Here is a 20,068-nt window from a genome sequence, read left to right as displayed (position 1 = left end):
CTGTAATGACCGTAACCATCAAGACCGCAGAAGACATCGAGATGATGCGCATCGCCGGCCGCCTGGCCGCCGACGTCCTGGAAATGATCGAGCCGCACGTCAAGCCCGGTGTCACCACCGAAGAGCTCGACCGGCTCTGCCACGACTATATCGTCAACGTCCAGCAGGCCATCCCGGCACCGCTCGATTACAAGGGTTTTCCCAAGTCGATCTGCACCTCGATCAACCACGTGGTGTGCCACGGCATCCCCAACGACAAACCGCTGAAAAACGGTGACACGCTGAACATCGACGTCACCGTGATCAAGAACGGCTACCACGGCGACACCAGCCGCATGTTCCATGTCGGTACCGTGGCCCCCTGGGCCGAGCGCCTGTCGGCGATTACCCAGGAATGCCTGTACAAGGCCATCGAACTGGTCAAACCCGGCTGCCGCCTGGGCGACATCGGCGAAGTGATCCAGAAACATGCCGAGAAAAACGGCTTCTCGGTGGTCCGCGACTTCTGCGGCCATGGCATCGGCAAGGTGTTCCACGAAGAGCCGCAGATCGTGCACTACGGCAAGGCCGGCACCGGCATGGAGCTCAAGGAAGGCATGACCTTCACCATCGAGCCGATGATCAATCAGGGCAAGGCCGACACCAAGGTGCTGGGCGACGGCTGGACGGCGATCACCAAGGATCGCAAGCTCTCGGCGCAGTGGGAACACACCCTGGTGGTGACCGCGACCGGCTACGAGATCTTCACCTTGCGCAAGGACGACACCATCGCCCGCACCTCCGCCTGAGTACCGCCCGGGACACAGAACCAGGCGTACTGCCCGATGTGCAGCCAGGCCCTCAACAGCACAGGAAAGCGACTCGATGCCCCAGGTGGACCCAGAGCTGTTCGACCGCGGCCAGTTCCAGGCGGAACTGGCGCTCAAGGCGAGCCCCATCGCCGCCTTCAAGAAGGCCATCCGCCAGGCCAGCGAGGTGCTCGACAGGCGCTTTCGTGAAGGCCGCGACATCCGCCGGCTGATCGAGGATCGCGCCTGGCTGGTCGACAACATCCTGCAGCAGGCCTGGAACCAGTTCGACTGGGGCGACGATGCCACCATCGCCCTGGTCGCCGTTGGCGGTTATGGGCGTGGCGAACTGCACCCGCACTCGGACATCGACCTGCTGATCCTGCTCGGCGGCGCCGTGCACGAGCAGTACCGTGATTCGATCGAGCGCCTGCTCACCCTGCTCTGGGACATCGGCCTGGAAGTCGGGCAAAGCGTGCGCAGCGTCGAGGAGTGTGCCGAACAGGCCCGCGCCGACCTGACGATCATCACCAACCTCATGGAAAGCCGCACCATTGCCGGCCCCGAGGCACTGCGCCGGCGCATGCTCGAAGCCACCAGCACCGAGCACCTGTGGCCGAGCAAGGCGTTTTTCCTGGCCAAGCGCGGTGAGCTGCAGGCACGTCATCACAAGTACAACGACACCGAATACAACCTCGAGCCCAACGTGAAGGGCTCGCCGGGCGGGCTGCGCGACATCCAGACCGTGCTGTGGGTCGCCCGCCGCCAGTACGGCACGCTCAACCTGCATGCCCTGGCAGGCGAAGGTTTTTTGCTGGAAACCGAGAATGCCGTACTGGCCTCGTCCCAGGCCTTCTTGTGGAAGGTGCGCTACGCCCTGCACATGCTCGCCGGGCGTGCCGAAGACCGTTTGCTGTTCGACCATCAGCGCAGCGTCGCGGCCCTGCTTGGCTACACCGACGAGAACCCCAAGCGCGCCATCGAGCAGTTCATGCAGCAGTACTACCGGGTGGTGATGAGCATCAGCCAGCTCTGCGACCTGATCATCCAGCACTTCGAGGAAGTGATTCTCGCCGACGATGACAGCGGCACCACGCAACCGCTCAATTCGCGCTTCCGTCTGCACGATGGCTACATCGAGGCGGTGCATGCCGATATCTTCAAGCGCACGCCGTTCGCCATGCTGGAAATCTTCGTGCTCATGGCCCAGCACCCCGAGATCAAGGGTGTGCGCGCCGACACCGTGCGCCTGCTGCGCGAGCACCGCCACCTGATCGACGACAGTTTCCGCAGCGATCTACGCAATACCAGCCTGTTCATCGAGCTGTTCAAGTGCGAAGTCGGCATCCACCGCAACCTGCGGCGCATGAACCGCTATGGGATTCTCGGCCGCTACCTGCCCGAGTTCGGTTTCATCGTGGGGCAGATGCAGCACGACCTGTTCCACATCTATACCGTCGATGCGCACACGCTCAACCTCATCAAGCACCTGCGCAAGCTGCGCTACACACCCATTTCGGAGAAATTCCCGCTGGCCAGCAAGCTCATGGGCCGCTTGCCCAAGCCTGAGCTGATCTACCTGGCCGGGCTCTACCACGACATTGGCAAGGGCCGCCAAGGCGACCATTCCGACCTGGGCGCGATCGACGCGCAGGCCTTCGGCGAGCGCCACCATTTGCCGACCTGGGATACCCGGCTGATCGTCTGGCTGGTGCAGAACCACCTGATGATGTCCACCACCGCGCAGCGCAAGGACCTCTCCGACCCGCAGGTGATCCACGATTTCGCCCTGCTGGTGGGTGACGAAACCCGCCTGGAATACCTCTACGTGCTGACCGTGGCCGACATCAATGCGACCAACCCCAGCTTGTGGAACTCCTGGCGGGCAAGCTTGCTGCGTCAGCTCTACAGCGAAACCAAGCGGGCGTTGCGTCGCGGCCTGGAAAACCCGCTGGACCGCGAAGAGCTGATTCGCCAGACGCAGATTTCGGCTCTGGACACGCTGATCCGTAACGGCGCCGATTCCGACGACGTCGAGCAGTTGTGGTCGCAGCTGGGCGATGACTATTTCCTGCGCCACACCGCCTCCGACGTTGCCTGGCACACCGACGCCATTCTGCAGCAACCGGCCGACGGCGGCCCGCTGGTGCTGATCAAGGAAACCACGCAGCGCGAATTCGAGGGTGGCACGCAGATCTTCATCTATGCCCCCGACCAGCATGACTTTTTCGCCGTGACCGTGGCGGCCATGGCCCAGCTCAACCTGAACATCCATGACGCGCGGATCATCACCTCGAGCAGCCAGTTCACCCTCGACACCTACATCGTCCTGGACAACGACGGCGGCTCGATTGGCGACAATCCCCAGCGCGTGCGACAGATTCGTGATGGCCTGACCGACGCGCTGCGCCACCCCGAAGACTACCCGACCATCATTCAGCGGCGGGTGCCGCGCCAGCTCAAGCACTTCACCTTCGCTCCGCAGGTGACCATCCACAATGATGCCCAGCGCCCGGTGACGATTCTCGAGATCACGGCCCCTGACCGCCCAGGCCTGCTGGCCCGGTTGGGACGGATTTTCCTGAAATTCGACCTGTCGCTGCAGAACGCCAAGATTGCCACCCTGGGCGAGCGCGTCGAGGACGTGTTCTTCGTCACCGACGCCAACAACCAGCCGCTGTCCGACCCACAACTGTGCCTGCGCTTGCAGGAAGCCATCATCGAACAGTTGCAGGTCGGCCAGGCCGCCGATGCCAGCCCGACACGCCTGAACATCTAACGATTGCCGAGACCTTGCGCCGATGAATCCTGCCTTGACCCAGCTGCAGCCCTACCCCTTCGAGAAACTGCGCGCCCTGCTGGGCAGCGTCACGCCGACTGCTGACCGGCGCGCCATTGCCCTGTCGATTGGCGAGCCGAAGCACACCTCGCCGGCGTTCGTCGCCCAGGCGATGACCGACAACCTCGACAAGCTCGCGGTCTACCCCAGCACTGTCGGCCTGCCGGCCCTGCGCGAAGCCATCGGCCAGTGGTGCGAGCGTCGTTTCAGTGTTCCAGCGGGTTGGTTGAAAGCCGACCAGCACATCCTGCCGGTCAATGGCACCCGTGAGGCGCTGTTCGCCTTCACCCAGGCGGTGGTGGACCGGAGCGCCAATGGTCTGGTGGTCAGCCCGAACCCGTTCTACCAGATCTACGAAGGTGCAGCGTTGCTGGCCGGGGCCACCCCGCACTATCTGCCCTGCCTGGAAGACAACGGCTTCAACCCGGACTTCGATGCAGTGCCGGCCGAGACATGGCAGCGCTGCCAGATTCTTTTCCTCTGCTCCCCGGGCAACCCCACCGGCGCCCTGGTGCCGCTGGAGACGCTGAAAAAGCTGATCGCGCTGGCGGACCAGTACGATTTCGTGATTGCCTCGGACGAATGCTACAGCGAGCTGTACTTCGACGAAGACGCGCCGCCGCCGGGCCTGCTCACCGCCTGCGCCGAACTTGGCCGTGACGATTTCAAACGTTGCGTGGTGTTCCACAGCCTGTCCAAGCGTTCCAACCTGCCGGGGCTGCGCTCGGGGTTCGTGGCGGGCGATGCCGAGATCATCAAGCCGTTTCTGCTGTACCGCACCTATCACGGTTGCGCCATGCCCGTGCAGACCCAGTTGGCCAGCATCGCGGCGTGGCAGGACGAAGCGCACGTGCGCGCCAACCGTGACCAGTACCGCGCCAAGTACGACGCCGTGCTGGCGATTCTCCAGCCGGTGATGGACGTGCAGCGCCCCGATGGCAGCTTCTACCTGTGGGCCAAGGTGCCGGGCTGCGATGCCGACTTCACCCGCGACCTGTTCGCCACCGAGCACGTGACGGTGGTGCCGGGCTCGTACCTGTCGCGCGAAGTCGACGGCGTCAATCCGGGCGCCGGCCGGGTACGCATGGCGCTGGTTGCGCCGCTGGCCGAGTGCATAGAGGCGGCCGAGCGCATTCGCCGCTTCCTGCAAAGCCGCTGAACCGCCCGCTGGGCCCGGTCACTTGACCGGGCCGAGATTGGCCTCGCTCATGTCCAGCTCACCCAGCACCTGGCGCACCACTTCGTCGCCGATCTCCCGCCCGCGCAGCAGCCGGTACAGCTCCAGGCGCTGGGCACGCAGGGCATGCAAGCGCAAACGCCGTTCCAGGGCATCCATCTGCTGGGCGACCGCGCGGGCTTCGACGGTGTCTTCGTAACGGTCCAGTTCCGCGCGGTACTCGGCCATCAAGCGCGCCTTGAGTTCGGTCGCCAGGGTCGCCTGCGTGGCATCCTGCGGGGCAGCGGCGTCGACCACGTCTTCCCCTTCCAGCGCATGAATGGCCGCTTCTGCAGTGCGGCGCCAGGCGTCCTGAACTTCCTGATGCAGGCGCTCATCGGGGCTTTTGTCGACGCCGCGCAGGAGCAAGGGCAGGCTGATGCAGGCGCTCACCAGCGACAGCAGGATCACCCCGGCGGCGATGAAGATCAGCAGGTCGCGCTCAGGAAATGCCTGGCCGACGCCGATCAGCAACGGCACCGACATCACGCCCGCCAGAGTCACCGCGCCGCGCACGCCGCCCAGGGTCAGCAGCCAGCACGAGCGTGCACTGGGCACCATCACCAAGGCCGATTTGCCGCGCCAATGCCGCCAGGCGCCGATGGCCCGCCAGATGCTCTGCACCCAGATGAAGCGCAGCACCACCAGCACCACGAAGATCGCCAGCACGTCCAGGCAGCGGTAGGCCAAAGTCGGCCAGAGCGACGTCTCGTGGCTGGCGACCGCCTTGACGATGTCAGGCAACTGCAGGCCCAGCAGCAGGAAGATCAGGCCGTTGAAGGCAAACTCGAGCAGGGACCAGACGCTGCGGTTGAGCAGTCGGGTGCTGGTCTGGCGCGGCAGCAGGTCAAGCCAGCTCTGCATCATGCCGGCCGCTACCGCCGAGAGAATGCCGGAGGCGCCCAAGCGTTCTGCCAGTACGTAGGCCGCGAATGGCAGCAGCAACATGAACACCACGTGGGTGGCCGGGTCATCCCAGCCCTGGGCGATCATCCAGGCCCGCAACCGCCCCACCAACCAGCTCAACGCCACGCCCACGGCCAGGCCGCCGAGTGCGACCAGCACGAAGGTAACGCTGGCCTCGGCCAGCGAGAAGACCCCGGTGATGGCGGCGGCAAGGGCGAACTTGAACGTGACCAGGCCGGAGGCGTCGTTCATCAGCGCCTCGCCCTGCAGCATGTGCATCAGGGGCCGGGGCAGGCGGTCCTGGGTGATCGCCGACACCGCCACCGCATCGGTCGGGGACAGCACCGCCGCCAGGGCGAAGGCCACGGGCAGTGGAATGCTCGGCAACAGCCAATGGATGAAGTAGCCAGCGCCGACCACGGTGAACAGCACCAGGCCTACCGCCAGACCCACCACCGGCCCGCGCAGACGCCACAGCTCGCGCTTGGGCATGCGCCAGCCATCGGCGAACAGCAACGGCGGCAGGAACAGGAACAGGAACAGCTCGGGGTCAAGCGCCACGTGCAGCCCCAGCGTGGGCCAGGCCAGCAGCGCGCCAGCAGCGATCTGCAGCAAAGGCAGCGGAACCGGTAGCGGGATCATGCGTCCGAGCAGTTTCGACAGGCTCACCAGCGTCAGCAGGATGAGAACGGTGTAGGCGGACTGCATGGGACGGGGTTCCTTTGTCTGGGCGGGTGCACGGGGTGGCCGGGTGCTGGGCTCTGGATACGGGGCTTGGCCAGGCCAACAGTGTACGGGCAGCGCAGCGGGTTGCACGCTGCACCAAGGTCGTAGCGTGGGCCTGCGACATGGAGGGCAGCGGCGGGCGCAGAGTTCCGTTGGTTGCGTGTGCACGTGGCGCTAACCGACCCGTTGCCGCATAATCGCCGATCTATTTTTTCCCGGAGATCGAGGGAAAGCGCTGGTCCAGCCGGCACTGCCCTGAGCATTCAATGGCGTACACCCTTTACGGCATCAAAGCTTGCGACACCATGAAAAAGGCGCGCAGCTGGCTGGAACAACAGTCACTCGACTACCAGTTCCACGACTACAAGACCCAAGGCATCGACCGTGAACACCTGACCCGCTGGTGCGACGAGCACGGCTGGCAGGTGCTGCTCAACCGTGCCGGGACCACCTTCCGCAAGCTCGACGAGGCCAGCAAGGCCGACCTGGATCAGGCCAAGGCCGTCGAACTGATGCTTGCGCAACCGTCGATGATCAAGCGGCCGGTGCTTGACCTGGGTGATCGCACTCTGGTGGGTTTCAAGCCTGATACCTACGCCGCCGCGCTGGCCTGACCGCCGCCCTCCACCGCTTTTTCGCATGAGGTAACTGCATGTCCACTACCCTGTTCAGCCTGGCCTTTGGTGTCGGCACCCAGAACCGTCAGGAAAACTGGCTGGAAGTCTTCTACGCGCAACCGCTGGTCAATCCCAGCGCCGAGCTGGTCGCGGCCATCGCGCCGATCCTCGGGTACCAAGGTGGCAACCAGGCCATCACGTTCAGCACCGGCCAGGCCGCGCAACTGGCCGAAGCGGTCAAGCCGCTGGATGCCGTGCAAGGCCCCCTGCTCACCCGTCTGGCCGAAAGCCACAAGCCGCTGGTCGCCACGCTGCTGGCCGAAGACGGCGCGCTGAGCTCCACCCCTGAGGCGTACCTGAAGCTGCACCTGCTCTCGCACCGCCTGGTCAAGCCGCACGGCGTTTCGTTGGCCGGCATCTTCCCGCTGCTGCCGAACGTGGCCTGGACCAGCCAGGGCGTGATCGACCTCAGCGAGCTGGCCGAGCGCCAGCTCGAAGCGCGCCTGAAGGGCGAGCTGCTGGAGGTGTTCTCGGTCGATAAATTCCCGAAGATGACCGACTACGTGGTACCGAGCGGTGTGCGCATCGCCGACACCGCCCGTGTGCGCCTGGGCGCCTACATCGGCGAAGGCACCACGATCATGCACGAAGGCTTCGTCAACTTTAATGCCGGCACCGAAGGCCCTGGCATGATCGAAGGCCGCGTTTCAGCTGGCGTGTTCGTCGGCAAGGGTTCGGACCTGGGCGGCGGTTGCTCGACCATGGGCACCCTCTCGGGTGGCGGCAACATCATCATCACCGTGGGCGAAGGCTGCCTGATCGGCGCCAACGCCGGCATCGGCATCCCGCTGGGTGATCGCAGCATCGTCGAGGCCGGCCTGTACATCACTGCCGGCACCAAGGTGCAGTTGCTCGACGAGCAGAATCAGCTGGTCAAGGAGGTCAAGGCCCGTGACCTGGCCGGCCAGGCCGATCTGCTGTTCCGTCGCAATTCGGTCAGCGGCGCGGTGGAATGCAAGAGCCACAAGTCGGCGATCGAGCTGAACGAGGCGCTGCACGCGCACAACTGAGAACCGCTCGGTTCGAGGTGATAAGATCGGGTCTGGCACACTGCCAGACCCGTTTCTTTTTCCAGGCCACGCGATCATGTTGCAACCCTCCCCCTGGCGCGCCGATTTTCCGGCCATCGCCACCCTTCAAGGCCAGCACCAGACCTACCTGGACAGCGCCGCCACCAGCCAGAAACCCCAGGCCCTGCTCGACGCCCTGCAGCAGTACTACACCCAGGGTGCGGCCAACGTGCACCGTGCCCAGCACCTGCCGGGGGCCATGGCCACCGAAGCGTTCGAGCGCACACGCGACAAGCTCGCGGCCTGGCTCAACGCCGCCAGCGCCCAGCAGATCGTCTTCACCCACGGCGCCACCTCGGCCTTGAACCTGCTGGCCTATGGGCTGGAGCATGGTTTCCAGCCGGGTGACGAGATTGCCGTCAGCGCCCTGGAACACCACGCCAATCTGTTGCCCTGGCAGCAGCTGGCCAAGCGCCGGGGCCTGAAACTGGTGATCCTGCCGATGACCGAGCAGGGCCAGATCGATGTCGATGCCGCCTTGCAGTTGATCGGCCCGCGTACGCAGCTGGTCGCCGTCAGCCAGCTGTCCAATGTGCTCGGCACCTGGCAACCCTTGGCCCCCCTGCTGGCCCATGCCCGCGCACAGGGCGCGCTGACCGTGGTCGATGGCGCCCAGGGCGTGGTGCACGGCCGGCCGGACCTGCAGCAGCTGGGCTGCGATTTCTATGTGCTGTCGAGCCATAAGCTTTACGGGCCGGACGGCGTCGGCGTGCTCTATGGCCGAGCCAAGGCTCTGGCGCACGTGCGTCACTGGCAGTTCGGCGGCGAAATGGTGCATCTGGCCGAATACCAGCAGGCCAGCTTCCGCCACGCCCCGCTAGGCTTGGAGGCCGGCACGCCGCCGATCGCAGGCGTGATCGGGCTGGGCGCGACGTTGGATTACCTGGCGGGGCTGAACAGTGATGCGGTGGCTCTGCATGAGGCGCGCCTGCATGAACAGTTGCTCGCGGGGTTGCATGAGCGCCAGGGCGTACGCGTGCTGGGTGCCCCGCAGGCGGCGCTGGCAAGTTTCGTGGTCGAGGGCGTGCACAATGCCGACATCGCCCATGTCCTGACCGAGCAGGGCATCGCCGTGCGGGCCGGGCACCACTGCGCCATGCCACTGATGAACGGCCTGGGGCTGGACGGTGCCATCCGCGTATCGCTCGCGCTGTACAACGACAGCGACGACCTGCAACGCTTCTTCGACGCGCTGGACCAGGGCCTGGAGCTGCTGCGATGAGCGTGCCGGCCGAGGCGCACGCCGCGTTGGACAGTTTCGCTGCGGCACAAGGCTGGGAACAGCGGGCGCGCCTGTTGATGCACTGGGGCGATCGTCTGGAGCCCCTGGCGCAGACCGAGAAAACCGAGGCCAACCGCGTGCATGGCTGTGAAAGCCAGGTCTGGTTGGTGGTGCAGCGCGACGGTGCGCAGTGGCGGTTCAAGGCCAGCAGCGACGCGCGATTGTTGCGCGGGCTGCTGGCCTTGCTGCTGCTGCGGGTGCAAGGCCTGGACGGCAGCGCATTGGCTGCGCTCGATCTGCGAGGCTGGTTCACGCAGCTGGGCCTGGAGCGCCAGCTGTCGCCGTCGCGCAGCAACGGGTTGCATGCGGTGCTGCTGCGAATGGCGCAGTTGCTGAGCGAGGGTTGATAGCGCAGCGTAGTGATTGTCCTGCCATCGTGTTGGCCGACGATCGTTTTTTTCCAGGACGGAGGCGGTCTTGCAGGCGAACGACCCGGCGCTACGAGCCTGCCGCGATGGGCGGCGCAGCCGACCCAAGGCTGTCATCCCGGTTTTCCTGGCAGTGCGCGGTGGCTGGACTAGGCCGGCTGCGCCGGCCATCGCGACTGAAGTCGCTCCCACAGGGTGTATGCCAAACGTCTTCAAGCAAACGCTGACACCGGCCATTGTCACCGATCGATGCGCCGAACCGGGCGCCTCTACACGTCTGCAACCTGCACCACCCGCTCCGCCGGCCGACGCGCGCCTGCCACCAGTTTTTCGATGGCCTTGCTCGCCGCCACCATGCCGAAGGTGGCAGTGACCATCATCACCGCGCCAAAGCCACCAGAACAGTCCAGCCGCACCCCCTCGCCGACGAAACTCTTTTGCAGGCACACGCTGCCGTCACCCTTGGGGTAACGCAGCTGCTCGCTGGAAAATACGCACGGCACGCCGTAGTTGCGGCTGACGTTGCGCGAGAAGTTGTAGTCCCGGCGCAGGGTCGAGCGTACCCGCGAAGCGAGCGGGTCATTGAAGGTCTTGTTGAGGTCGGCGATCTGGATCTGCGTCGGGTCGATCTGCCCGCCTGCGCCACCGGTGGTGACCACGGCAATCTTGCGCCGACGGCACCAGGCGATCAGCGCCGCCTTGGCCATCACGCTGTCGATACAGTCGATCACGCAATCGAACTGTTCGGTGATGTGCTCGGCCATGCTGTCGCGGGTGACGAAGTCCGCCACCGCATGCACCTGGCAGGCCGGATTGATCGCGCGCAAGCGTTCGGCGGTGACCTCGACCTTCGAACGGCCGATCTGCCCTTGCAGCGCATGGGCCTGGCGATTGGTGTTGCTCACGCAGACATCGTCGAGGTCGAACAGACTGATCTCGCCTACCCCACTGCGCGCCAGGGCTTCGGCCACCCATGACCCTACCCCGCCGATACCGACCACGCCGACATGGGCCTGGCGCAGGCGCTGCAGGCCTTCGTCGCCGTACAGGCGGGCAACGCCGGCGAAGCGTGGATCTTCTGTGCTCATGGCTCACCTCCGAAAAAACGGCGCGCAGTATAGGCCAGGCGGGGCCTGGCCGGCACCCGCCGCATGCACCGTCGGGCCCATCGAGTTAGGAAAGACTGACAGAACCCTGCTTTAATGCCTTCTGAAGATTCAGAAATGGACGACAACAAAGCGGGATTACGGCTACGTTTTCCACACGAGCCCTGCGCTTGTCAGCCCTCCCCTTGCACCTATAGCCGGTTACGCGGCCCCGCTTCATGGAACCGACGCCTCCTTATGTCTTCACGCAAACTCGGCCTCAACCTGGTGGTGGTCCTGGCCATCGCCGCGCTGTTCACTGGCTTCTGGGCCCTGATCAACCGCCCGGTGTCGGCCCCTGCCTGGCCTGAACAGATCTCTGGTTTCTCCTACTCGCCGTTTCGTCTCGGGGAAAGCCCGCAGCGCGGTCAGTACCCTACTGATGAAGAGATGCGTCAGGACCTGGAGCAGATGAGCAAGCTCACCGACAGCATCCGTATCTACACCGTCGAGGGTACTCAGGCCGACATCCCGCGTCTGGCTGAAGACCTCGGCCTGCGGGTCACCGTCGGCATCTGGATCAGCCCGGACCTGGAGCGCAACGAGCGCGAAATCGCCACCGCCATCGAGCTGGCCAACACCTCGCGCAGCGTGGTGCGGGTAGTAGTCGGCAACGAGGCGCTGTTCCGTGAGGAAGTCACGCCCGAGGCGTTGATCCAGTACCTCGACCGCGTGCGGGCAGCGGTCAAGGTGCCGGTCACGACCAGTGAGCAGTGGCACATCTGGAAAGCCCATCCGGAGCTGGCCAAGCACGTCGACCTGATCGCCGCGCACATCCTGCCGTACTGGGAGTTCATCCCGATGCAGGACTCGACCACCTTTGTCCTCGATCGGGCGCGCGACCTGAAGCTGCAGTTCCCGCGCAAACCCCTGCTGCTCTCGGAAGTGGGCTGGCCGAGCAATGGCCGCATGCGCGGCGGCGCCGATGCCACACAGGCCGACCAGGCGATCTACCTGCGCACGCTGGTCAACACCCTCAATCGCCAAGGCTACAACTACTTCGTGATCGAGGCCTACGACCAACCGTGGAAGGCCAGCGACGAAGGGTCGGTGGGCGCCTACTGGGGCGTGTTCAACGCCGCGCGCCAGCAGAAATTCAACTTCGAAGGGCCGGTGGTGGCGATTCCGCAGTGGCGGGCGCTGGCGGTGGCCTCGGTGGTGCTGGCGATGATCGCCCTGGCGGTGCTGCTGATCGACGGCTCATCGCTGCGCCAGCGCGGGCGCACCTTCCTGACCTTCATCACCTTCCTCTGCGGCTCGGTGCTGGTGTGGATCGCGTACGACTACAGCCAGCAGTACAGCACCTGGTTCAGCCTGTCGGTGGGCGTGCTGCTGGCGCTCGGCGCGCTGGGCGTGTTCATCGTGCTGCTCACCGAAGCCCACGAGCTGGCCGAAGCGGTGTGGACGCACAAGCGGCGGCGGGAATTCCTGCCGGTCGAGGGCGATTCGCACTACCGCCCGAAAGTCTCGGTGCACGTGCCCTGCTACAACGAGCCGCCCGAGATGGTCAAGCAGACCCTCGACGCCCTCGCCGCGCTGGACTACCCGGACTTCGAAGTGCTGGTGATCGACAACAACACCAAGGACCCAGCGGTGTGGGAACCGCTCAAGGCCCACTGCGAGACGCTGGGTGAACGCTTCCGCTTCTTCCACGTCGCCCCCCTGGCGGGCTTCAAGGGCGGCGCGCTGAACTACCTGCTGCCGCTGACCGCGCCGGACGCCGAAGTGATTGCGGTGATCGACTCGGACTACTGCGTCGATCGCAACTGGCTCAAGCACATGGTGCCGCATTTTGCCGACCCGAAGATTGCCGTGGTGCAGTCGCCGCAGGACTACCGCGACCAGCATGAAAGCGCCTTCAAGAAGCTCTGCTACAGCGAGTACAAGGGCTTTTTCCACATCGGCATGGTGACCCGCAACGACCGTGACGCGATCATCCAGCACGGCACCATGACCATGACCCGCCGTGCCGTGCTCGATGAGCTGGGCTGGGCCGACTGGTGCATCTGCGAAGACGCCGAGCTTGGCCTGCGGGTGTTCGAGAAAGGGCTGTCAGCCGCCTATGCGCACAACAGCTATGGCAAGGGCCTGATGCCCGACACCTTCATCGACTTCAAGAAGCAGCGCTTCCGCTGGGCCTACGGCGCCATCCAGATCATCAAGCACCACGCCAGCGCCTTGCTGTGCGGCAAGGGCAGCGAGCTGACCCGTGGTCAGCGCTACCACTTCCTCGCAGGCTGGCTGCCCTGGGTAGCCGATGGCATGAACATCTTCTTCACCGTGGGTGCCTTGCTGTGGTCGGCGGCGATGATCATCGTCCCGCACCGGGTCGATCCGCCGCTGATGATCTTCGCCATCCCGCCGCTGGCGCTGTTCTTCTTCAAGGTGGGCAAGATCGTGTTCCTCTACCGGCGCACCGTGGGCGTCGACCTGCGTGACGCGCTCGCCGCTGCGCTGGCGGGCCTGGCGTTGTCACACACCATCGCCAAGGCAGTGCTGTACGGCTTCTTCACCAGCAGCATGCCGTTCATTCGCACGCCCAAGCACGCTGACAGCCACGGCTTCTTCAAGGCCCTGTCGGAGGCGCGCGAAGAGGTGTTCATCATGCTCTTGCTGTGGGGCGCGGCCGGCGGCATCTACCTGGTTCAGGGCCTGCCCAGCTCGGACATGCGCTTCTGGGTGGCGATGCTACTCGTGCAGTCACTGCCCTACCTGGCGGCGCTGATCATGGCGCTGCTGTCGTCGCTGCCCAAGCCGGCACAGGCGCCTGTCGAGGCGCCCGCCAATTGAAACCGTGAGCCGGCCCCGCAAAGGGCCGGCAGGGCGTTAGATATTGCTATAAGATAACGCCCCCTCGATTTCGCCCTTGCCTTGCCCGGAGTTCTTCATGACGGCCTCAGCCGAGCGCTCACCCACCCTTCAACTGGCGTGCGACCTGATCCGCCGCCCTTCGGTCACCCCGGTCGACGCCGATTGCCAGGCGCAGATGATGAACCGCCTGGGCGCGGTGGGCTTTGCCCTCGAACCAATGCGCATCGAAGACGTCGACAACTTCTGGGCCACCCATGGCGCCCAGGACGGCCCGGTGCTGTGCTTCGCCGGCCACACCGACGTGGTCCCGACCGGCCCGGTGCAGCAGTGGCAGCATGAGCCGTTCGACGCGCTGATCGATGCCGACGGCATGCTCTGTGGCCGCGGCGCCGCCGACATGAAAGGCAGCCTGGCCTCGATGGTGGTAGCCAGCGAGCGCTTCGTGCACGACTACCCCAACCATCGCGGCAAGGTGGCGTTTCTCATCACCAGTGACGAAGAAGGCCCGGCGCACCACGGCACCAAGGCAGTGGTCGAACGCCTGAAAGCGCGTAACGAGCGGCTGGACTGGTGCATCGTCGGCGAGCCGTCGAGCACCCACCTGCTGGGCGACGTGGTCAAGAATGGCCGACGCGGCTCACTCGGCGCCCAGCTCACGGTGCGCGGCAAACAAGGCCATGTGGCCTATCCGCACCTGGCGCGCAACCCGATTCATCTGGCTGCCCCGGCCCTGGCTGAGCTGGCTGCCGAGCATTGGGACGAAGGCAACGCGTTCTTCCCGCCGACCAGCTTCCAGATCTCCAACCTCAATGCCGGCACCGGCGCCACCAACGTCATCCCAGGCGACCTGACGGCGCTGTTCAACTTCCGCTTCTCGACCGAATCGACGGTCGAAGGCCTGCAAAAGCGCGTGGCAGAAATCCTCGATCGCCATCAGCTGGACTGGTCGATCGACTGGGCGCTGTCGGGCATGCCGTTCCTCACCGAACCGGGCGAATTGCTCGATGCCGTGGCCGCCAGTATCCAGCAGGTCACCGGTCGCGAGACCCGGCCGTCCACCAGCGGTGGCACCTCCGACGGGCGTTTCATCGCCACCATGGGCACCCAGGTGGTCGAGCTCGGCCCGGTCAACGCCACCATCCACCAGGTCGATGAACGCATTCTGGCCAGCGACCTCGACCTGCTGACCGAGATCTACTACCAGACCCTGGTGCGGTTGCTCGCCTGATGCTCACCTGCCCGCTCTGCCAAGGCTCGCTGAGCCAGCTCGACAACGGTGTGGTGTGCCCTGCCGGGCACCGTTTCGACCGCGCCCGCCAGGGTTACCTGAACCTGCTGCCGGTGCAGCACAAGAACAGCCGCGACCCTGGCGACAACCAGGCCATGGTCGAGGCACGCCGCGACTTTCTCGATGCCGGGCATTACGCCCCGGTAGCCGAACGCCTGGCGCAACTGGCGGCCGAACGCGCGCCTGCCACCTGGCTCGACATCGGCTGCGGCGAAGGGTATTACACGGCCCGCATCGGCCAGGCGCTGCCGGAGGCAGACGGCTATGCGCTGGACATTTCCCGCGAGGCGGTCAAGCGCGCCTGTCGGCGTGACCCGCGCCTGACCTGGATGGTCGCCAGCATGGCGCGGGTGCCACTGAGCGACGCCAGCTGCCAGTTCATCGCCAGCGTGTTCAGCCCGCTGGACTGGAACGAAGCCAAGCGCCTGCTCAGCCCGGGCGGCGGCCTGATGCGCGTCGGCCCGACCGAAGGCCACCTGATGGAACTGCGCCAGGCGCTGTACGACGAAGTACGGCCCTATGCCGACGACAAACACCTGGCGCTGGTGCCTGAGGGCATGCGTCACGCCCACAGTGAAATCCTGCAGTGGCGCCTGAGCCTGGCCGAGCCCAAGGCCCGCGCCGACCTGCTGGCCATGACCCCGCACGGCTGGCGCGCCAGCGCCGAACGCCGTGCGGGTGTGATCGAACAGACCGCGCCATTCGAGGTCACGGTTTCCATGCGCTATGACTATTTCGTGCGCCAAGCCTGAGCACACCCGGAGCCCATCCCATGCGCCAACCTGATATCGAGATCTACCTCAAGGACGCCGACGTCGGCCATCAAAAGATCACTGACTGGCTGCAACAGGCCGTCGGTGCCTGCAGCCCGTGGCAGCAACGCGGCCAGACCTGGAAATGCCAGGCGGGTAACATCCCGGTCACTTGGATACCCAAGGCTGTAGGAAAATGGAACAGCCTGTTGTTAGAAAGCGACCAGACCCCGTGGGAAGATGACATCGCCTGCGCGCGGGCTGCCTTTGCTGCGCTGGGCGTCGAAGTCCGTTGCGCACCGGGCAGCTGGGCCGAGGAAGATGGCGAGGAGGATGCCGACCGCTGGATCCGTGTAAGCACCGACGGCGAAGAGGAAATCACCTGGCGTACGGCCTGAAGGCCAGCGCCGCGGGATCGGGCTGAGGACACCGTCGACCTTCAGCCCGGCGCGTCAAGGAAGGCCCTTACAGGCCGACCACGTCTTCAGCCTGAAGGCCTTTCTGGCCCTCCACCAACGCATATTCCACCCGTTGCCCTTCGTTCAGCGAGCGGTGTCCTTCACCGCGGATCGCGCGGTAATGGACGAATACGTCGGCACTGCCTTCGCGCTGAATGAAGCCGAAGCCTTTGGCATCGTTGAACCATTTGACACTCCCAGTCTCACGAGACGACATCTGAACTACTCCGCTTTTTAGGGTGAAGAGCGTATTGGCCTACAGCGACAATCGCCCGTAGTGCCACACGGGACGAAATAGCCTGCAAGTGGCAGGCCGGATGGCTGATAGTCGAAAAAGAAATGTTGATACGCAACGATCGCTCCGCATTGGCTTGGCTGAACTCGTGCTTCGCCAGCACACTCACTGCCTTCACCCGAACTCCTTATTCCAGGGCCCGCCGCCAATGACACGTTCTCCTCTGCGTCGCCTGATCTTCAGCGCCCTGCGCCGCGTCCTGTACCTGTGGGTGCGCTCCGAAACCATCAATCAGTCTTCGACCCCGCTGAACCTGGACCGCAGCCGGCCGGTGTTCTATGTCTTGCCCTCGCCGGCGCTGACCGACCTGGCGGTGCTCGATCACGAGTGCACCAAGGCGGGGCTGCCGCGCCCGGTGCTGCCGGTGGCCGTCGGCTCGCTGAAGGAGCCGGCCGCGTTCTTCTACCTCACGCCCGACCCGGACTGGCTCGGCCGCCACGACAAGCGCGGCGCGCCGCCGACCCTGGAGCGCCTGGTCTCGGTACTCAGCGAGCACGCTGAGGAAGACGCGCAGATCATTCCCGTGAGCGTGTTCTGGGGGCAGTCGCCAGAAAGTGAATCGAGCCCGTGGAAACTGCTGTTCGCCGACAGCTGGGCGGTCACCGGGCGGCTACGCCGGCTGCTGACCGTGCTGATCCTCGGCCGCAAGACCCGCGTGCAGTTCTCCGCGCCCATCCAGTTGCGCGAGCTGGTGCAGCACAACAAGGGCCACGAGCGCACCGTGCGCATGGCCCAGCGCCTGATGCGCGTGCATTTCCGCAACCTGAAAAGTGCGGTCATCGGCCCGGACCTGTCGCACCGGCGCAACCTGGTCAAGGGCCTGGTGCACGATCCGATGGTACGCCAGGCGATCCGCGATGAAGCCGAGCGCCAGCACATCACCTATGAAAAGGCCGAAGCCCTGGCGCTGCGCTATGGCAACGAGATCGCCTCGGACTACACCTATACCGTCATCCGCTTTCTGGAAGTGGTGCTGAGCTGGTTCTGGCACAAGATCTACGACGGCATCAAGGTCAACCACCTGGAACAGGTGCAGGCCATCGCGCCGGACCACGAAGTGGTGTACGTGCCCTGCCACCGCAGCCACATCGACTACCTGCTGCTGTCCTACCTGCTGTTCCGCAACGGCCTGACACCGCCCCATGTCGCCGCAGGCATCAACCTCAACATGCCGGTGGTCGGCGGCCTGCTGCGCCGTGGCGGGGCGTTCTTCATGCGTCGCACGTTCAAGGGCAACCCGCTGTACACCGCCGTGTTCAACGAGTACATGCATACCCTGTTCAGCAAGGGCTTCCCGGTGGAGTACTTCGTCGAAGGCGGGCGCTCGCGCACCGGGCGCATGCTGCAGCCGCGCACCGGCATGCTGGCGATCACCTTGCGCAGTTTCCTGCGCTCTTCGCGCACGCCGATTGCCTTCGTGCCGGTGTACATCGGCTATGAACGGGTGCTGGAAGGTCGCACCTACCTGGGCGAGCTGCGCGGGGCGAGCAAGAAGAAGGAATCGATCTTCGACATCTTCAAGGTGTTCGGCGCGCTGCGTCAGCGCTTTGGCCAGGTCTACGTCAACTTCGGCGAGCCGATTCGCCTGGGCGCCTTCCTCGACCAGCAGCAACCGGGCTGGCGTGATCAGGCGTATGCCCCGGCGTTTCGCCCGGACTGGCTCAGTGCGGCCACCACCCAACTGGGCGCAACCGTGGCGCGCCACCTCAACGAAGCGGCAGCGGTCAACCCGGTCAACCTGGTCGCGCTGGCGTTGCTGTCCACCAGCCGCCTGGCCCTGGATGAGCGCGCCCTGGTGCGCGTGCTTGACCTGTACCTGGCGCTGCTGCGTCAGGTCCCGTACTCCGAGCACACCACCCTGCCCGAGGGCGACGGCCAGGCGCTGATCGAACACGTGCGCGAGATGAAGCTGCTGGCCGAACAGAAAGACGCGCTGGGCCGCATCCTCTATCTGGACGAAGGCAATGCGGTGCTGATGACCTATTACCGCAACAATGTGCTGCACATCTTCGCCCTGCCCGCGCTGCTGGCGAGCTTTTTCATCAGCAGCTCGCGCATGAGCCGCGTGCTGCTCAAGCAGTACGTGCTGGCGCTGTACCCCTATCTGCAGGCGGAGCTGTTCCTGCGCTGGACGCCGGAGCAGCTCGATGAGGTGATCGATCAGTGGCTGGCGGCACTGGTTGAGCAAGGCCTGTTGCGCCAGGAAAACGATGTGTACCTGCGCCCTGCGCCAAGCTCACGGCAGTTCGTGCTGCTGACCTTGCTGGCGCGGTCCATCACCCAGACCTTGCAGCGGTTCTACATGGCCACCTCACTGCTGCTCAGCAGCGGCCGCAATACCCTCACCGCCGAAGCACTGGAAAACCTGTGCGTGACCATGGCCCAGCGCCTGTCGATTCTGCATGGCCTGAATGCCCCGGAGTTCTTCGACAAGACCCTGTTCCGCCACTTCATCCAGACCCTGATCGAGCAAGGCGTGTTGCGCGTGGACGGCAATGACACGCTGGGCTTCCACGACAAACTCGGCGAACTGGCCGAAGGGGTGGCCAAACGGGTGCTGTCGGCCGAGCTCAGGTTGTCGATCCGACAGGTCGCGCTGCACCGTGACGAACCGGCGGATGTCGTGCAGGGGTAATGGTTCAGCCTGCTACCAGGCGCAGCAAGGCTGCAGCATCGGCGTGCTTCATCACACACGCATTTCGAGGAAAGATGACATGTCCGACACTATTGAAATTACCGGTATTCTGAACCCACCCGCTATCACTGACCTGAAAGATGACTGGCCGCAGATGACCGTCACGGTGAGCGACGCGGCTGGGCAAGTGCTCGGCTTTTGCAGCACGCAGGTCAGAGGGTCTTCTTGGCCGTTCCGCCTTTACCTGAATCAACAAGGCGTAAACCCCAACGCCTTGGTAACCCTGGAAGCGCGCTATATCTCTGGTACTGGAGCCCGTACGGAACTGGCCCGCACAACCTGTATCATGCCCCTGTCCCATCTCGCGCTGGGCAAGCTGGAATTGGAGCTGGGGGCACCGACTGGCATCAGCCCAGACTCGCCCGCCACGCCGACCCGGGAAAACCTGTGCACTTTGAACGGGCACGTCGTCCTCCCGGCAGAGCTGTGCCAGTCACCGGTCTTCCTCTATGCCACTGTAATCCTCGCCGAGCAGGATGGCAGCAACAACTACCACTACGCCGGCAACCTGGCCGAACACTCCCTGCTGATCAAGGATGCAAAAAAACGCGCGCCCTTCTCGCTGTGCATCGATCCGAACGTAGTGCCGGGTCGCAAGGAACTCAAGCTGGATATCCGGCTGTATGACCTTGAGCAGCGCACGATCTTTGCAGGGTACGTCATCAACGACTTGGACCTGACCACCCCGCCTGACCTGTCCGCACTGATTCTGCACGCGCTGCGCCACTGATTCACCGAGGAAAATCCGCTAC

General features: G+C 64.8%; 16 protein-coding genes. 13 read left to right on the top strand and 3 right to left on the bottom strand.

Annotated features, from left to right (window positions below; all coding sequences use genetic code 11):
- Positions 1-5: 5 nt before the first annotated feature.
- From map to dapC, 3 genes are all read left to right on the top strand, one after another.
- Complete coding sequence (map, locus tag RT028_RS06720) at positions 6-788, top strand: type I methionyl aminopeptidase (RefSeq protein ID WP_312933774.1); 783 nt, start codon at positions 6-8, stop codon at positions 786-788.
- 76 nt (positions 789-864) lie between these two features.
- The gene (locus RT028_RS06715; protein WP_312933772.1) at positions 865-3,567 is read left to right on the top strand and encodes a [protein-PII] uridylyltransferase; all 2,703 of its coding nucleotides are present in this window, start codon (positions 865-867) and stop codon (positions 3,565-3,567) included.
- Positions 3,568-3,589: 22 nt separating this feature from the next.
- Positions 3,590-4,786 (top strand): succinyldiaminopimelate transaminase, encoded by a 1,197-nt coding sequence (dapC, locus tag RT028_RS06710; protein WP_312933771.1) that lies wholly within the window; start codon positions 3,590-3,592, stop codon positions 4,784-4,786.
- 18 nt (positions 4,787-4,804) lie between these two features.
- On the opposite strand, the gene RT028_RS06705 is transcribed toward dapC, so the two are convergent.
- A complete protein-coding gene (locus RT028_RS06705; protein ID WP_312933769.1) occupies positions 4,805-6,457 on the bottom strand; it encodes a Na+/H+ antiporter in 1,653 nt (550 codons plus the stop codon).
- Positions 6,458-6,741: 284 nt separating this feature from the next.
- Between RT028_RS06705 and RT028_RS06700 the strand changes: the two genes are divergently transcribed.
- The 4 genes from RT028_RS06700 (at position 6,742) to RT028_RS06685 (ending at position 9,851) form a co-directional block, all read left to right on the top strand.
- Entirely contained in the window at positions 6,742-7,089 is a 348-nt protein-coding gene (locus RT028_RS06700) for an ArsC family reductase (RefSeq protein WP_312933767.1), read from the top strand.
- A 38-nt stretch (positions 7,090-7,127) separates the two neighbouring features.
- On the top strand, positions 7,128-8,162 hold the full coding sequence (gene dapD, locus RT028_RS06695) for a 2,3,4,5-tetrahydropyridine-2,6-dicarboxylate N-succinyltransferase (protein ID WP_312933765.1): 1,035 nt from the start codon (positions 7,128-7,130) through the stop codon (positions 8,160-8,162).
- A 76-nt stretch (positions 8,163-8,238) separates the two neighbouring features.
- A complete protein-coding gene (locus RT028_RS06690; RefSeq protein ID WP_312933763.1) occupies positions 8,239-9,444 on the top strand; it encodes a cysteine desulfurase in 1,206 nt (401 codons plus the stop codon).
- A complete protein-coding gene (locus RT028_RS06685; RefSeq protein ID WP_312933759.1) occupies positions 9,441-9,851 on the top strand; it encodes a SufE family protein in 411 nt (136 codons plus the stop codon). The genes RT028_RS06690 and RT028_RS06685 overlap by 4 nt, the downstream gene beginning before the upstream one ends.
- A 290-nt stretch (positions 9,852-10,141) precedes the next feature.
- On the opposite strand, the gene tcdA is transcribed toward RT028_RS06685, so the two are convergent.
- Complete coding sequence (tcdA, locus tag RT028_RS06680; RefSeq protein ID WP_312933757.1) at positions 10,142-10,960, bottom strand: tRNA cyclic N6-threonylcarbamoyladenosine(37) synthase TcdA; 819 nt, start codon at positions 10,958-10,960, stop codon at positions 10,142-10,144.
- Positions 10,961-11,215: 255 nt separating this feature from the next.
- On the opposite strand from tcdA, the gene RT028_RS06675 reads away from it, so the two are divergent.
- From RT028_RS06675 to RT028_RS06660, 4 genes are all read left to right on the top strand, one after another.
- The gene (locus tag RT028_RS06675; RefSeq protein ID WP_312933755.1) at positions 11,216-13,807 is read left to right on the top strand and encodes a glycosyltransferase; all 2,592 of its coding nucleotides are present in this window, start codon (positions 11,216-11,218) and stop codon (positions 13,805-13,807) included.
- A 97-nt stretch (positions 13,808-13,904) separates the two neighbouring features.
- Positions 13,905-15,056, top strand: coding sequence for a succinyl-diaminopimelate desuccinylase (dapE, locus tag RT028_RS06670; protein ID WP_312933753.1), 1,152 nt, complete (start codon positions 13,905-13,907; stop codon positions 15,054-15,056).
- Positions 15,056-15,868 carry a putative RNA methyltransferase gene (locus tag RT028_RS06665; protein ID WP_312933752.1) on the top strand — a complete coding sequence of 271 codons (813 nt, stop codon included), beginning with the start codon at positions 15,056-15,058 and terminating at the stop codon, positions 15,866-15,868. Before dapE ends, RT028_RS06665 begins: the two co-directional genes overlap by 1 nt.
- Before the next feature lie 20 nt (positions 15,869-15,888).
- Complete coding sequence (locus tag RT028_RS06660; RefSeq protein ID WP_312933750.1) at positions 15,889-16,266, top strand: hypothetical protein; 378 nt, start codon at positions 15,889-15,891, stop codon at positions 16,264-16,266.
- 67 nt (positions 16,267-16,333) lie between these two features.
- Here the strand turns inward: RT028_RS06660 and RT028_RS06655 are convergent, their stop codons facing one another.
- Complete coding sequence (locus tag RT028_RS06655; protein WP_312933748.1) at positions 16,334-16,543, bottom strand: cold-shock protein; 210 nt, start codon at positions 16,541-16,543, stop codon at positions 16,334-16,336.
- 226 nt (positions 16,544-16,769) lie between these two features.
- Here RT028_RS06655 and plsB point away from each other — a divergent pair, with 226 nt between their 5' ends.
- Positions 16,770-19,256 (top strand): glycerol-3-phosphate 1-O-acyltransferase PlsB, encoded by a 2,487-nt coding sequence (gene plsB / locus RT028_RS06650; protein WP_312933746.1) that lies wholly within the window; start codon positions 16,770-16,772, stop codon positions 19,254-19,256.
- Between the two features lie 79 nt (positions 19,257-19,335).
- A complete protein-coding gene (locus tag RT028_RS06645; RefSeq protein WP_312933744.1) occupies positions 19,336-20,046 on the top strand; it encodes a hypothetical protein in 711 nt (236 codons plus the stop codon).
- Positions 20,047-20,068: the final 22 nt, after the last annotated feature.

The organism is Pseudomonas sp., from assembly GCF_032058845.1.
Lineage (GTDB): Bacteria > Pseudomonadota > Gammaproteobacteria > Pseudomonadales > Pseudomonadaceae > Aquipseudomonas.
The sequence above is the reverse complement of the archived record's forward strand: the minus strand, read 5'-3'. Positions and strand labels throughout refer to the sequence as shown.

Coding starts and splice junctions, on each gene's coding strand:
- RT028_RS06705 (WP_312933769.1), bottom strand. CDS start 6,457: ATGCAGTCCGCCTACACCGTTCTCATCCTGCTGACGCTGGTGAGCCTG.
- RT028_RS06665 (WP_312933752.1), top strand. CDS start 15,056: ATGCTCACCTGCCCGCTCTGCCAAGGCTCGCTGAGCCAGCTCGACAAC.
- RT028_RS06715 (WP_312933772.1), top strand. CDS start 865: ATGCCCCAGGTGGACCCAGAGCTGTTCGACCGCGGCCAGTTCCAGGCG.
- plsB (WP_312933746.1), top strand. CDS start 16,770: ATGACACGTTCTCCTCTGCGTCGCCTGATCTTCAGCGCCCTGCGCCGC.
- RT028_RS06700 (WP_312933767.1), top strand. CDS start 6,742: ATGGCGTACACCCTTTACGGCATCAAAGCTTGCGACACCATGAAAAAG.
- RT028_RS06675 (WP_312933755.1), top strand. CDS start 11,216: ATGTCTTCACGCAAACTCGGCCTCAACCTGGTGGTGGTCCTGGCCATC.
- dapD (WP_312933765.1), top strand. CDS start 7,128: ATGTCCACTACCCTGTTCAGCCTGGCCTTTGGTGTCGGCACCCAGAAC.
- RT028_RS06645 (WP_312933744.1), top strand. CDS start 19,336: ATGTCCGACACTATTGAAATTACCGGTATTCTGAACCCACCCGCTATC.
- tcdA (WP_312933757.1), bottom strand. CDS start 10,960: ATGAGCACAGAAGATCCACGCTTCGCCGGCGTTGCCCGCCTGTACGGC.
- dapC (WP_312933771.1), top strand. CDS start 3,590: ATGAATCCTGCCTTGACCCAGCTGCAGCCCTACCCCTTCGAGAAACTG.
- RT028_RS06690 (WP_312933763.1), top strand. CDS start 8,239: ATGTTGCAACCCTCCCCCTGGCGCGCCGATTTTCCGGCCATCGCCACC.
- map (WP_312933774.1), top strand. CDS start 6: ATGACCGTAACCATCAAGACCGCAGAAGACATCGAGATGATGCGCATC.
- dapE (WP_312933753.1), top strand. CDS start 13,905: ATGACGGCCTCAGCCGAGCGCTCACCCACCCTTCAACTGGCGTGCGAC.
- RT028_RS06685 (WP_312933759.1), top strand. CDS start 9,441: ATGAGCGTGCCGGCCGAGGCGCACGCCGCGTTGGACAGTTTCGCTGCG.
- RT028_RS06655 (WP_312933748.1), bottom strand. CDS start 16,543: ATGTCGTCTCGTGAGACTGGGAGTGTCAAATGGTTCAACGATGCCAAA.
- RT028_RS06660 (WP_312933750.1), top strand. CDS start 15,889: ATGCGCCAACCTGATATCGAGATCTACCTCAAGGACGCCGACGTCGGC.